This window comes from Cycloclasticus sp. PY97N, assembly GCF_002443175.1.
Lineage (GTDB): Bacteria > Pseudomonadota > Gammaproteobacteria > Methylococcales > Cycloclasticaceae > Cycloclasticus > Cycloclasticus pugetii.
Map to the genome: position 1 here is coordinate 2,208,867 of NZ_CP023664.1, position 12,040 is coordinate 2,220,906.

At 42.4% G+C, this 12,040-nt stretch carries 14 protein-coding genes and 1 tRNA gene; all 15 read right to left on the reverse strand.

Annotation, left to right across the window (positions count from 1 at the left end; translation table 11 throughout):
- Positions 1-107: 107 nt before the first annotated feature.
- Positions 108-1,859 carry an alpha/beta hydrolase gene (locus tag CPC19_RS10665; protein ID WP_016389852.1) on the reverse strand — a complete coding sequence of 584 codons (1,752 nt, stop codon included), beginning with the start codon at positions 1,857-1,859 and terminating at the stop codon, positions 108-110.
- A gap of 542 nt (positions 1,860-2,401) precedes the next feature.
- Positions 2,402-2,477, reverse strand: a tRNA-Lys gene (locus CPC19_RS10670).
- 88 nt (positions 2,478-2,565) lie between these two features.
- Positions 2,566-3,240 carry a 7-cyano-7-deazaguanine synthase QueC gene (gene queC, locus CPC19_RS10675; protein WP_015005290.1) on the reverse strand — a complete coding sequence of 225 codons (675 nt, stop codon included), beginning with the start codon at positions 3,238-3,240 and terminating at the stop codon, positions 2,566-2,568.
- Positions 3,241-3,260: 20 nt separating this feature from the next.
- Positions 3,261-3,908 (reverse strand): 7-carboxy-7-deazaguanine synthase QueE, encoded by a 648-nt coding sequence (gene queE, locus CPC19_RS10680; RefSeq protein WP_016389854.1) that lies wholly within the window; start codon positions 3,906-3,908, stop codon positions 3,261-3,263.
- Between the two features lie 30 nt (positions 3,909-3,938).
- Positions 3,939-4,733 carry a tol-pal system protein YbgF gene (gene ybgF, locus CPC19_RS10685; RefSeq protein WP_016389855.1) on the reverse strand — a complete coding sequence of 265 codons (795 nt, stop codon included), beginning with the start codon at positions 4,731-4,733 and terminating at the stop codon, positions 3,939-3,941.
- Positions 4,730-5,263, reverse strand: coding sequence for an OmpA family protein (locus tag CPC19_RS10690; RefSeq protein WP_016389856.1), 534 nt, complete (start codon positions 5,261-5,263; stop codon positions 4,730-4,732). Before CPC19_RS10690 ends, ybgF begins: the two co-directional genes overlap by 4 nt.
- A 16-nt stretch (positions 5,264-5,279) precedes the next feature.
- Positions 5,280-6,578, reverse strand: a complete 1,299-nt coding sequence (gene tolB / locus CPC19_RS10695) for a Tol-Pal system beta propeller repeat protein TolB (protein ID WP_016389857.1) — start codon at positions 6,576-6,578, stop codon at positions 5,280-5,282.
- 6 nt (positions 6,579-6,584) lie between these two features.
- Positions 6,585-7,481: a cell envelope integrity protein TolA gene (gene tolA, locus CPC19_RS10700; RefSeq protein ID WP_016389858.1), complete on the reverse strand. Its 897-nt coding sequence runs from the start codon at positions 7,479-7,481 to the stop codon at positions 6,585-6,587.
- 11 nt (positions 7,482-7,492) lie between these two features.
- Positions 7,493-7,924, reverse strand: a complete 432-nt coding sequence (gene tolR, locus CPC19_RS10705; RefSeq protein WP_016389859.1) for a protein TolR — start codon at positions 7,922-7,924, stop codon at positions 7,493-7,495.
- Positions 7,902-8,603 (reverse strand): protein TolQ, encoded by a 702-nt coding sequence (tolQ, locus tag CPC19_RS10710; protein WP_016389860.1) that lies wholly within the window; start codon positions 8,601-8,603, stop codon positions 7,902-7,904. The genes tolR and tolQ overlap by 23 nt, the downstream gene beginning before the upstream one ends.
- The gene (gene ybgC / locus CPC19_RS10715) at positions 8,600-9,010 is read right to left on the reverse strand and encodes a tol-pal system-associated acyl-CoA thioesterase (RefSeq protein ID WP_015005282.1); all 411 of its coding nucleotides are present in this window, start codon (positions 9,008-9,010) and stop codon (positions 8,600-8,602) included. The genes tolQ and ybgC overlap by 4 nt, the downstream gene beginning before the upstream one ends.
- A 24-nt stretch (positions 9,011-9,034) precedes the next feature.
- Complete coding sequence (gene ruvB / locus CPC19_RS10720) at positions 9,035-10,081, reverse strand: Holliday junction branch migration DNA helicase RuvB (RefSeq protein ID WP_016389862.1); 1,047 nt, start codon at positions 10,079-10,081, stop codon at positions 9,035-9,037.
- An 11-nt stretch (positions 10,082-10,092) separates the two neighbouring features.
- Complete coding sequence (gene ruvA, locus CPC19_RS10725) at positions 10,093-10,692, reverse strand: Holliday junction branch migration protein RuvA (RefSeq protein WP_016389863.1); 600 nt, start codon at positions 10,690-10,692, stop codon at positions 10,093-10,095.
- Positions 10,689-11,183, reverse strand: coding sequence for a crossover junction endodeoxyribonuclease RuvC (ruvC, locus tag CPC19_RS10730; protein ID WP_015005279.1), 495 nt, complete (start codon positions 11,181-11,183; stop codon positions 10,689-10,691). Before ruvC ends, ruvA begins: the two co-directional genes overlap by 4 nt.
- Before the next feature lie 10 nt (positions 11,184-11,193).
- On the reverse strand, positions 11,194-11,940 hold the full coding sequence (locus tag CPC19_RS10735; protein WP_016389864.1) for a YebC/PmpR family DNA-binding transcriptional regulator: 747 nt from the start codon (positions 11,938-11,940) through the stop codon (positions 11,194-11,196).
- Positions 11,941-12,040: the final 100 nt, after the last annotated feature.

Here is a 12,040-nt window from a genome sequence, read left to right on the forward strand (position 1 = left end):
TTCCAACACCTCCGTGTTAATAGCCAGCCCATCTACATAACAATCTTTGTTTGACCTTAAGTTCTCTTCAAGCCTAGTGAGTATTTTTATTTGATCTGATCAAACACTTAATGTTCTAAAACATAATGTCCTGGAGCATCTATCAAGCTTTTAGCCACGCTACCCTTTATACCCATTTTTGGTGGTGCGACCTTTTCCGCCTCATTTTTACTGACCAACCAGCGCTCCCATTCCAACCACCATGAACCTTCTTTAACACCTGTTGACTCCAACCATTTATCAGGTGAAAGGTACTTATCACTTTTTTTCTTTAATGAAACACGGTAATGACGGTTTGGGTGACCAGGCTCACTAATGATCCCTGCATTATGTCCACCACTAGTCAGTAAAAAGATCACCTCTGTACGCGTTAAGTGTTTGATTTTGTAGACTGATTTCCATGGTGCCACATGATCCTTCTCCGCTCCTACAACAAAGAGCGGACAATCAATATCCCCTAAAGAAACAGGTTTACCATGGACCTTGTAACGATGTTCTGAAAAATCATTATTCATGAAAAGCTGTTCAAGATACTCAGAGTGCATTTTGTAAGGCATTCTTGTTGCATCGCTATTCCAAGCCATTAAGTCATTCATTGGTGCGCGTTGCCCCAACAAATAATCATGTAATACCCTTGACCAGATTAAATCATTGGAGCGCAATAACTGGAATGCTCCCTTCATCTGTTTTGTATCTAGGTAACCTTGTTCCCACATCATATCCTCTAAGTAAGCAACCTGACTGTGGTCAATAAAAAGCATTAACTCTCCAGCCTCAGAGAAATCAGTCTGTGCAGCAAATAACGTAATTGAACCAATGATACTGTTATCTTCTTTAGCCAATGCTGCGGCAACCAATGTTAATAAGGTCCCTCCTAAACAATAACCAACTGTATGAATTTTTTTATTCGGTATAATTGATGAAACTTGCTCTAATGCATGCCCTACACCCAAGTCTATATAATTTTCTAGTGTTAAATCACGATCTTCCTCTGTTGGGTTCTTCCAAGAAATCATAAAAACCGTATACCCATTATCGACCAAGAACTTAACCATTGAATTATGTTCAGATAAATCCATGATGTAGTACTTCATAATCCAAGCTGGCACAAAAAGAATCGGCTCCGCATAAACCTTGTCAGTCGTCGGGCTATATTGAATCAATTCAATCAAGTGATTGCTATACACAACCTTCCCTGGCGTTGTGGCTAGGTTTCCCCCTATTTTGAATGCTTCTATACCGACAGGGCCTTCACCCCTGCTACTTCGTCCCCAATCTTCCAAGAGGTTTTGCATCCCCCTTACTAAGTTTTGCCCCCCTTCTTGTTCGGTGACCTTCAATAAATCCGGGTTTGTCAGCAAAAAATTTGAGGGAGAGATCACATCCAGCAACTGGCGTGTCGTAAACGAAACAACATTCTCATGATGCTTAGAAACACCATTAACACCCGTTATCGCGTTGTGCCACCACTGCTGAGTCAATAAAAATGACTGAGCATAAAGTGAAAACGGTAATCTCTTCCATGCATCTGATTCAAAGCGCTTATCTTGTGGCAACGGTTCTATACAACGCTGATTGTCCACATCATTTCCAAGGTGAGTCAAACACTTAACAACATAATTCAAAAAGCGGCTATTTTTTTTCATCGCTTTTTTAATCAGCTCGCCTTGTTTCCCAGGCGAATTAGCCAAATGTATAGCCCAATCGATATAAGCTAACATCATTGATGTTGGTGAAATCCCCGCCGTTATTTTTCCTTCAGCAGCGTGAATAATACGGTCTAACGTGTTAACACTTTTACTAGGGTCTCTATGTTCCATAATGACTCCTTGCCTTTATAATCAATTAAATATCCATTTCCACACTAATGTAAAGAGAATATAACGATTTAATAAGGTCTACTTAATACATTTGATATTTATCTAACCACCGTGCTGTAATCAGTGAAAGTAAGGCGATAACCAGCATTGGCCAATACTTTGTCCATAACAATGCAAGTTCTACTCCTTCCATAAAAACAAATCTGATCATAATTAAAAATAACGCAAAGGATCAAGCTAAGTTAAATACTGCACAGCATCTGGCCTATTCGATATAAGTGTTACAAACCCAGATAAAATAACAGCGGTAGCAAAAAAAGAAACACCCCAAGATAAAGTGCTATCAAACTACCTAGTTGAACTATCGGTAAACAGTAATATTTTGGTCTCGTACAAAGCCGCGCATCAAATCTAAAATGCTGGAGATCCAGTCAAAGAGTACTGGATCACAATGTGTCTGGTTGGCGTGTTGAGTTTAAGCAGCGTCCCCAACCTACGAGCACAAAAAAACCGACGATTATGTCGGCTTTTTTTGATTAGGATGGTGGGTCGTGCGCGATTCGAACGCGCGACCATCGCATTAAAAGTGCGGTGCTCTACCAGCTGAGCTAACGACCCTCCAAGAGGCGAGAATGATACCGGATTGACGCAAAAAGGCAAGTCGAATGTAGTGTTTAAATGTTACTTTTAAGACTAATATTAATATTTAGTGCTGATATCGTGTCGGGTCTTGTACTTTTGCTTTTTCAAAGCCTTGTTGACGTAAGCGGCAAGACTCACATTCTCCGCATGCTTCACCTTTAGTATTAGCCTGATAACATGAGACTGTTTCACTGTAATCAACGTTTAAGGCTTCACCCTTTTGGATTATTTGTGCTTTGCTCAGGTTAATGAGCGGTGTATGTATTTTAAAGCCACCTTCTTCCACACCTGCCTTAGTCGCTAAATTGGCTAAGTTTTCAAATGCGTTAATAAACTCCTGTCGACAATCGGGGTAACCTGAATAATCCACCGCATTAACACCTATAAAAATATCCCATGCCGAAAGAACTTCGGCCCACCCTAGTGCGATTGACAAAAATACAGTGTTTCTAGCTGGCACGTAAGTGACGGGAATTCCCGTTGCTTTTTCGGTTGGAACGTTTATTTCGTCGTCTGTTAACGCAGAACCACCAAACTCTCCCATCCCTAATTCAATGATTTTATGCTCTTGCACATCATAAATTTTGGCGAGTCGACTAGCCGCTTCTAATTCTGAGTCATGGCGTTGCCCATAGTCAAAACTAAGCGCATAACACTCATAGCCTTGCGACTTGGCAATAGCCAATACAGTAGCCGAATCAAGACCTCCCGACACTAATATAACTGCTTTTTTTAACATTCTGAACCGTATATAACTGTCTACTTACCGGGCTCATCGCCCCATAGGTATTTATGTAATTGAATTTGAAATCTGACTGGTAATTTATCAGTTAATACCCAGTTAGCAAGGTCGCTTGCTTTCAGCTCACCCTGCACCGGTGAAAACAGTACCTCACATTTATCACTTAAGGCATATTCTTGCAGGTGTTGTTTCGACCATTGAAAATCGTCTCTATCACAAATGACATATTTCACTTGATCTTGTTTTGTTAAACAATCGTAATTTTCATGGCGATTTTTAGCCATTTCACCAGATGCCGGTGTTTTCACATCTAACACTTTAATAACCCGCGGATCAACGCCGGACACATCTAAGGCACCGCTGGTTTCCAGCGAAACATGATAACCAGCATCGCACAGCGTTTTCATCAGCTCATGTACCCTTTTCTGAGCCAACGGTTCGCCACCAGTAACATTAATATAGTGCGCACCCAGTTCCTTCACTTGTTGCACAATCTCATCAATACTCCGCGTTTCCCCACCATAAAAAGCATACTCTGTATCACAATAGCCACACCGTAAGGGACAACCTGTTAAACGAATAAAGGTTGTCGGCAGGCCTACTGTTTTCCCTTCGCCTTGAAGTGAGTAGAAAATTTCAGTAATCCGAAGAGTATCTTTGGGCATAGCGATTAAAACTAGAAATTAAGAAGTTGTTTAATGCTTTTCTTGACGCATACGTTCAAGTCTTTTCTGTGCAAGGCTTGAAACCGTTGTATCAGGATAAGAAGCGATGACCTTTTCTAGTGTTTCACGGGCTTGCTGCCACTGTTTATTCTCATATTGAATAAAGCCTATTTTTAACATCGCGTCTTTAGCTTTTGAGTGAGCTGGGTATTGCGAAACAACTTTAGTAAACTCGTCTAGTGCGCGCTTAAAGTTTCGGCTAACGTAGCTAGCTTCACCCAACCAATACAAAGCATTGGGTATATAAACACTGGTTGGAAACGTGGTAACAAACTGAGAAAAATCAGCAATTGATTGCTGATAATCGCCTGATTTCAAACTTGAAAACGCTTCGTCGTATGCAACCTTATCTTGCCCACCGCTTACTTTCGTTTGCGAAGGTGCTGAAGGGCTGCTTTGAGCCGATATACCACTATTTGCTGCCTGTGCTAGCGAACCCGATGATGCTTTGATTGAGGTTGATGAATTACCCGATTCTAATTGTGCGATTCGACCATCTATATCCAAATATAAATCACGCTGTCGTTTCTTTAATGTTTCGATCAGGTAATTTTGTTCTTCAATCTGACCACGCATTTGCTGAACTTCACGTTGCAATTGTTCCAATCGGTTATACATTCCCAGCATACTTGAAGCTGATGCTTGCTGTGCAGGAGATGCTATTACGCGACCACTTCCATCAACAACTGGCGGTAGGGCTGCCGAAGCAGCCCCACTGACAACTAGAAGAGCAGCAAACTGCCCTAATATTTTTTTACTGATCAATGCGCTGGGTAAATAAGTTCAACGCGACGATTTAAACGCCAAGCCGATTCATCATGCCCGATAGCAACTGGTTTTTCTTCTCCAAGTGCTACTGCTTCTGTTTGGTTTTCGCCAGCACCTTGGAGTGACAATAAGTTTTGTACTGTTTTGGCACGTTTTTCACTAAGCGCAACATTGTATTCGCGTGTACCACGCTCATCAGCATGTCCTTCAACAATCACTGACACGCCTGCATTAGCGGCTAAATAAGCACCATGAGCGGCCAAAACAGCTTCATATTGTGGTTCTACTGCACTGCTATCGAATGCGAAATAAATAACCTTTGTTGACAAAGGACTTGCTGGGTTATCAAGCGGATGGCCTGAAAAGCTACTTCCATCACTTACGCCCGAAGTACTTGCACCGCCAGTTGATACACCATTAACTCCATCGCTAGTTCCCGTAGCAACATCATCGCCACCAAACATGCTACATCCTGCCAACGCTGTTGAAAGCAAAAGACCCATTACTACATTTTTATACATTTTCATTTTATTCCTCAATTTACTATTTAAAAGGTGACCAGGCTGGCTCTCTAACTTCACCCTCTTGCAGGCGAAGTTTTTGTCGTACTTTACCGTCAGATGATACCGCAGCCAATATCGATTTCAAGCCATCATTCGTTGAATATAGAATCATACTACCATTAGGCGCATAACTGGGTGATTCATCTAAGCTTCCATTAGTAAGAATATTGGTAAAACCTGATTTTAAATCCAGCGTTGCTATGCGGTACTGGCCATTAACCCGATGTACCATGACGATATATTTTCCATCTGGCGAATAACTGGCTCTGGCATTATACGACCCCTCGAATGTTACGCGAGCGGCTTGGCCACCACTAGCCGATATGCGATAAATTTGCGGCTTCCCACCTCGGTCAGAGGTAAAAATAATGTGCCGCCCATCAGGTGACCAATCAGGCTCAGTATCAATTGCATAACTTCTGGTTAAACGACGAAATGAGCGAGTAATCACATTATAAATATAAATATCAGCGCTGCCATCTTTCGAAAGAGTTAACGCTAATTGGCTGCCGTCTGGCGACCAAGAAGGGGCGCCATTAATCCCTTTGAACGAGCGCAGTTTTTCACGCTGACCGGTTCGTAATGTTTGCGTATAAATAGAGGACCGCCGTCCCTCATACGACACATAAGAAATTTTATCTCCTCTTGGTGACCAAGAAGGCGACATTAACGGTTCAGTTGAAGTAACAATGGTCTTTGCACCGTATCCGTCGGCATCCGCGACTTGAATTTTATACTCCTGCTTTCCATTAGCCCCCATCATTGATGTGACATATGCCATGCGTGTACTAAAGGCACCTTGTTGACCAGTTAAATTTTCGTAAATCAAATCACTGATACGGTGCGCGACACCACGTAAATTAGCTGTGTTAGCAGGAATACTAAACCCCGTTAATTGCTCGCCTTTATATACGTCAAATAGCTGAAACTGCACCGTCAACATGCCATTTGCGGTGGGTGTCACCCTACCAATTACTAAATTGTCTTGCCCCAGCGATTGCCAATTACGAAAATTAACCTGCTCTGCTGATGATGGTTTATTCAACATATCTGTCCGAGGCAGGGGTTTAAATCGACCGCTGCGCGCTAAATCATCACTAACTATCTGAGCAATATCAACCGGCAAACCTCCGACGACTTGTTCACTTGAAAAAGGCACAATCACAATCGGCTGGGCAGATGAAACACCTTGCGTTATTTCAATTCTTAAGGCTTCGCTCATCGCCGAAAAAGTTACAAAAGCACTTAAAAATAAAACCGTTTTAATCATTTTTTGCATTCTTTATTAATCTCCTGGCCTAAAGTAAAACTCAAGCGTTCTAAAAAAATTGAACATCTTAGGGTCATTGGGCAATGGTAAAGGCGCGGCTTTTCTTGTTGCTCGCTCAACCGAACGATCAAAAAGTGCGTTACCACTGGATTTTATCACCTGCGCATCAATCACATCCCCACCTGGAATTAAGCGAACACGAACCACGCAATCTAAGCCGGCAATATCTCCAGGCGGTTGAATCCAGTTTCGTTCTACTTTCTGCCTAATCAAATCAGTATAGCTCGCAACGGCTTCTTGCGCTCTAATCTCCTGCTCTTCTTGATCTGCCAACTCGCGCAATGCTTGCTCTCTTTGAGCCTGCTCTTTTGCTGCTTTCTCTTTTGCTGCTTTCTCTTTTGCTGCTTTCTCTTTTGCTGCTTTCTCTTTTGCTGCTTTTAATTTTTCGGCTTTTTCACGAGCCAGACGCTCTCTCTTCTTTTTTTCATCCGCCTGTTTCTTTTTTTCTGCGGCTTCAGCTTTTTTCTTTGCTAATAGGTTTTTCTCTTTCAACTTCGCTTGTCTGGCGGCTTCGTCGGCTTTTTGTTTAGCGAGCTTCTGTTTTTGTAGTTCTTGCTGTTTTTTCAAATCAGCTATTCTTTTTTCTTCCGCTAACCTTTTCTTTTTAATCTCATTTAAACGTGCCTGCTCTTGTAGACGCTTTTTGTTTTCTATATTTTTAAGCTTTTCCGCCTCGGCTTTAATCTTAGACTCATCAATAACGGTTGCTTTTACAACATTAACTGTTGGTTTTGGATTAATTTTTTTCTCACTAAAAATGTCAGCACTAAACATAAAGAATGCCACTAGCAGCAAATGAAAAACAACAGACAATATGACCGCAACTGGATATTTTTTAAATAAATCCATCATCGTTATTGTTGTTATTGATTTGGGTCCGTTAGCAGACCAATGCTTGGTACTCCTGCAGCTTGCAAGCTAGTCATTGCTCGTACCACTTCACCATATAGCACGCCTTTATCACCCCGTATCATCACCGGCGTTTTAGGTTTATTACGTAAGACAGCTGCTACTTTAATTTGTAAGGTGTCTGTTGAAATTGGCTCATCCGTCTTTTCACCTACGTCTAAATAATATTGCCCTTGCTGATCTACTGTTACGACTAATGGTTGAATATTATCATCGTCAACCTGCTCAGCATCGGCTTGCGGCAAATCAATTTCTACACCTTGTTGAATAAGTGGCGCGGTAATCATAAAAATAATCAGTAATACCAACATAACGTCGATATAAGGCACCACATTAATTTCAGCCATCGGCCGACGTTTTGTGCTACGAGCCACTGCTTTTCTCATTCATGCTGACATGTGCCTGGCGTTGCAACACGGTTGTAAAATCGTCCATAAATGTTTCGTAACGTGTGGCCAAGCGGTCAGCATTGTTTGAAAACCGATTATATGCAACAACCGCTGGAATGGCCGCAAACAAACCCATTGCCGTCGCCACCAGCGCTTCTGAAATACCTGGTGCCACTAAGGCCAATGTTGCTTGCTTCATATTACCTAATGCTTGAAATGAGCTCATAATGCCCCATACCGTACCAAACAAACCAACGTATGGACTTGTTGAGCCGACTGTCGCTAAAAAAGGTAGATGGTTATCTAGCACATCCATTTCTCGTGTGTACTGAGCCTGCATTGCACGGCGTGCACCTTCAACAACATGCATCGGCTCCATGCCAGATTGTTCTTTCAGACGCTTATACTCTTGAAAGCCCATATGAAAAATGCTCTCCATACCACATCGGCTATGGTGAGCCGAACCTATTTGGCGCGATAATTCATTAAGATCAATCCCAGACCAAAACCGCTTTTCAAATGTATTAGTTACCTTAAATGCAGATTGAAATTCTTTGTATTTTGCAAAAATAAAGGTCCACGAAATAACGGAGGCCACAACTAACATCAACATCACCAGTTTTACGATGGGCCCCGCTTGTGTTATCAGGTGAACGATGGATAAATCATTTGTCATGTTAATTGCTCAATCATTTGTTGTGGAATGGCTTTGACTTTCATACTTTGCGCATCAAGGCAAGCCACCTTTATAACGGCTTTGTTTATTATTTCACGATTATTGTCTGCCCGCACAATTGCTTGCTGAAAAACTAATGAGGCACGTTTTAATGTTGCTATTTGTGTAAGCACCAGCAAATTATCATTAAACTTTGCTGGCTTCAAGTAATCCATTTGAACCGCCCTTACTGCAAATGCGACATTTTGTTCGCTTATCAATACATCTTGTTCAACGCCATTGCTACGCAAAAACTCCGTCCGTGCTCGTTCCAAGTATTTCAAGTAATTAGCGTAATACACAATCCCTTGCATATCCGTATCTTCGTAATAAATACGTATTGGCCATTGATGATTATCGTGCATCATATATTGCTATTGGATCAGCTGACCCTACTCTGCCTCAGACACTGCATCGTCTGCATCTATGTTTAATTTATTCGGTGCCTTTAAGCCCAAGTGTTCATAGGCATGACGTGTTGCCATTCGACCACGAGGCGTTCGCATAATATAACCTTTTTGAATAAGGTAGGGCTCTAACACATCTTCAACCGTGCCTCGTTCTTCACTTAATGCAGCGGCCAAACTATCTACACCCACTGGACCACCATCAAACGTATCCACTAAGGTATTTAATAAGCGGCGATCTAATTTATCAAATCCGCTTTTATCCACCTCTAACATCGACAACGCTTTATTTGCTATATCCGCCGTAATCACACCATCACCTTTGACATCCGCATAGTCTCTAACACGTCTTAACAGGCGATTTGCAATGCGCGGTGTTCCTCGTGATCTTACGGCAATTTCTCTAGCCCCCTCAGTGTCTGACCTCAAGGCCAATATATCCATTGAACGCTGAACAATGTGTGATAAATCGGCATCATTATAAAACTCTAAACGCTGCGTAATACCAAACCGATCACGTAATGGGGAGGTTAACAATCCAGCTCTAGTAGTCGCTCCCACTAGCGTAAACTGAGGCAAATCCAGCTTAATTGAACGCGCTGCTGGACCTTCACCTATCATAATATCTAGCTGATAATCTTCCATCGCTGGGTACAAGATTTCTTCTACCACAGGGCTTAGGCGATGAATTTCATCAATAAATAATACATCGCCTTCTTCAAGATTAGTTAGTAGCGCAGCCAAATCACCGGCCTTTTCCAACACAGGGCCAGATGTTTGACGTAAGTTCACCCCCATTTCATTGGCGATGATGTGTGACAAGGTGGTTTTACCTAAGCCCGGTGGGCCAAAAATCAGTACATGGTCTAGCGCTTCTGAACGTGACCTAGCAGCTGACATGAAAATTTCCATCTGCTCACGGATTGCCGGCTGTCCAATATAATCCGTTAAGGTTTTAGGTCTAATAGCTCGGTCTATTGCTTCATCATCCAGCAAGTTGTCAGAACTAATGAGTCGATCGCTTTCTATCATGTCGGTTACTTTTATTTCTTTGCGGCTGATTGTAAGGCAGAACGAATAATTTGTTCACTGCTAGCATCATCACTGGCTACGGCTCGTGCACGCTTTTCAGCATCTTGCGGTTTATAGCCTAACGCCACTAAAGCGCTAATCGCTTCTTCAACAGCTGATGTTTTTTGCGTCAACACGCCCAACGGTTGTGGCGTGGTCGTAACTGTTTCCTCTGGCAAACGATCACGCATATCAATCACTAATCGTTCCGCCGTTTTTTTGCCTATGCCGGGCAAACTCACTAGAGCGGCTACATTGCTATCACTCACCCACAAACAAAAATCACTAACGCTCACGCCTGATAAAATACCCAAGGCAACTTTAGGACCCACTCCATTTACTTTAATCAGGCTTCTAAATAACGCCCGTTCTTGCTCCGTTAAAAAACCATACAATACATGGGCATCCTCTCGAACGACAAGATGAGTCCGGAGAGATACTGTCTCGCCTAATGCTGGTAGGTTAAAGAAGCTCGACATAGGTGTTTCAACATCGTAACCCACCCCATTTACATCTATCACAACATGTGGCGCTTGCTTTTCGTCTACCGTGCCACGTAAAAAACCAATCATGCAAACACCTTCGAAGTTGCTTGATTTGTTTGATCCGTATGGAAATGACACAACGCCACTGCTAACGCATCACTGGCATCCATTTGCGGGTCGCCTTGTAGCTTTAATAAAATTTTAACCATGTGTTGAACCTGTGTTTTATCGGCACTGCCTTTACCAACCAGTGCTTGTTTGATCTGACGTGCTGCGTATTCAAACACTTTAATATCATGATCAAATACCGCACAAATTGCTGAGGCTCTAGCTTGCCCTAACTTCAACGCCGAATCGGCATTACGCCCCATAAAAACTTGCTCTACCGCCATTTCTTGGGGTTGATAATGCTGCATTATTTCACGAACACCAAGGTATATTTTTTTTAACCTGTCAGGTAGCGCACCACCACCGGTTCGTATACACCCACTATCGACGTATTTAACTTCTCGCCCAGACACATCTATAACACCATAACCTGTGGTTCTAGAGCCCGGATCAATACCTAGTATTCGCATCTAACTATAATTACTCAGCGCTGTTCATTATTTCATCTGGATAATCTGCATTTGAATAAACGTTTTGCACATCGTCCAAATCTTCCAACACATCTAACAATCGCAATACCTTTTCGGCATCTTTTTCATTCACCGGCGATAAATTATCTGCCCGCAACGTTACCTCGGCATGCTCATACGGAAAACCCGATTCAACCAAGGCATCACGCACCGTCATAAAATCTTCTGCTGGCGTCAACACCTCAAACGATCCGTCATCATGTGTAATAACGTCATCCGCACCCGCCTCTATAGCGGCATCCATCAAACGATCTTCATCTAACTGACTCGACAAGCTAATCACGCCAAGTTTTTGAAACATGTAATCAACCGATCCACTGGTCCCTAAGTTACCACCTGCTTTACTAAAGGCGTGACGCACTTCAGCAACCGTTCTATTCTTATTATCGGTTAAACAATCGACGATAATCGCTATTCCTGCAGGACCATACCCTTCATAACGGATCTCATCGAAATTCTCTGAATCAGTTGTACCACTGCCTTTTTTAATCGCCGTCTCGATGGTGTCCCGCTTCATATTATTAGATAGGCCTTTGTCTACAGCGGCTCTTAATCGAGGGTTATTATCTGGGTCAGGGCCTGCTGCTTTGGTTGCAACGGTGATTTCACGAATAAGCTTAGTAAATAATTTGCCTCGTTTCGCATCTTGTGCGCCTTTACGAAAACGAATATTCGCCCACTTACTATGACCCGCCATACATCTACCTCTCCAAGTAATATTCAACAAGCGAAGTGTATCACTCCCTTGGGTTTTGCTTAAGCGAAACCACTCTCTATTAGCTTGACCTATAAAGCAG

Coding starts and splice junctions, on each gene's coding strand:
- tolA (WP_016389858.1), bottom strand. CDS start 7,481: ATGATGGATTTATTTAAAAAATATCCAGTTGCGGTCATATTGTCTGTT.
- ruvC (WP_015005279.1), bottom strand. CDS start 11,183: ATGCGAATACTAGGTATTGATCCGGGCTCTAGAACCACAGGTTATGGT.
- ruvA (WP_016389863.1), bottom strand. CDS start 10,692: ATGATTGGTTTTTTACGTGGCACGGTAGACGAAAAGCAAGCGCCACAT.
- tolB (WP_016389857.1), bottom strand. CDS start 6,578: ATGCAAAAAATGATTAAAACGGTTTTATTTTTAAGTGCTTTTGTAACT.
- ybgC (WP_015005282.1), bottom strand. CDS start 9,010: ATGATGCACGATAATCATCAATGGCCAATACGTATTTATTACGAAGAT.
- CPC19_RS10735 (WP_016389864.1), bottom strand. CDS start 11,940: ATGGCGGGTCATAGTAAGTGGGCGAATATTCGTTTTCGTAAAGGCGCA.
- tolR (WP_016389859.1), bottom strand. CDS start 7,924: ATGAGAAAAGCAGTGGCTCGTAGCACAAAACGTCGGCCGATGGCTGAA.
- tolQ (WP_016389860.1), bottom strand. CDS start 8,603: ATGACAAATGATTTATCCATCGTTCACCTGATAACACAAGCGGGGCCC.
- CPC19_RS10665 (WP_016389852.1), bottom strand. CDS start 1,859: ATGGAACATAGAGACCCTAGTAAAAGTGTTAACACGTTAGACCGTATT.
- queC (WP_015005290.1), bottom strand. CDS start 3,240: ATGTTAAAAAAAGCAGTTATATTAGTGTCGGGAGGTCTTGATTCGGCT.
- ruvB (WP_016389862.1), bottom strand. CDS start 10,081: ATGATAGAAAGCGATCGACTCATTAGTTCTGACAACTTGCTGGATGAT.
- CPC19_RS10690 (WP_016389856.1), bottom strand. CDS start 5,263: ATGAAAATGTATAAAAATGTAGTAATGGGTCTTTTGCTTTCAACAGCG.
- queE (WP_016389854.1), bottom strand. CDS start 3,908: ATGCCCAAAGATACTCTTCGGATTACTGAAATTTTCTACTCACTTCAA.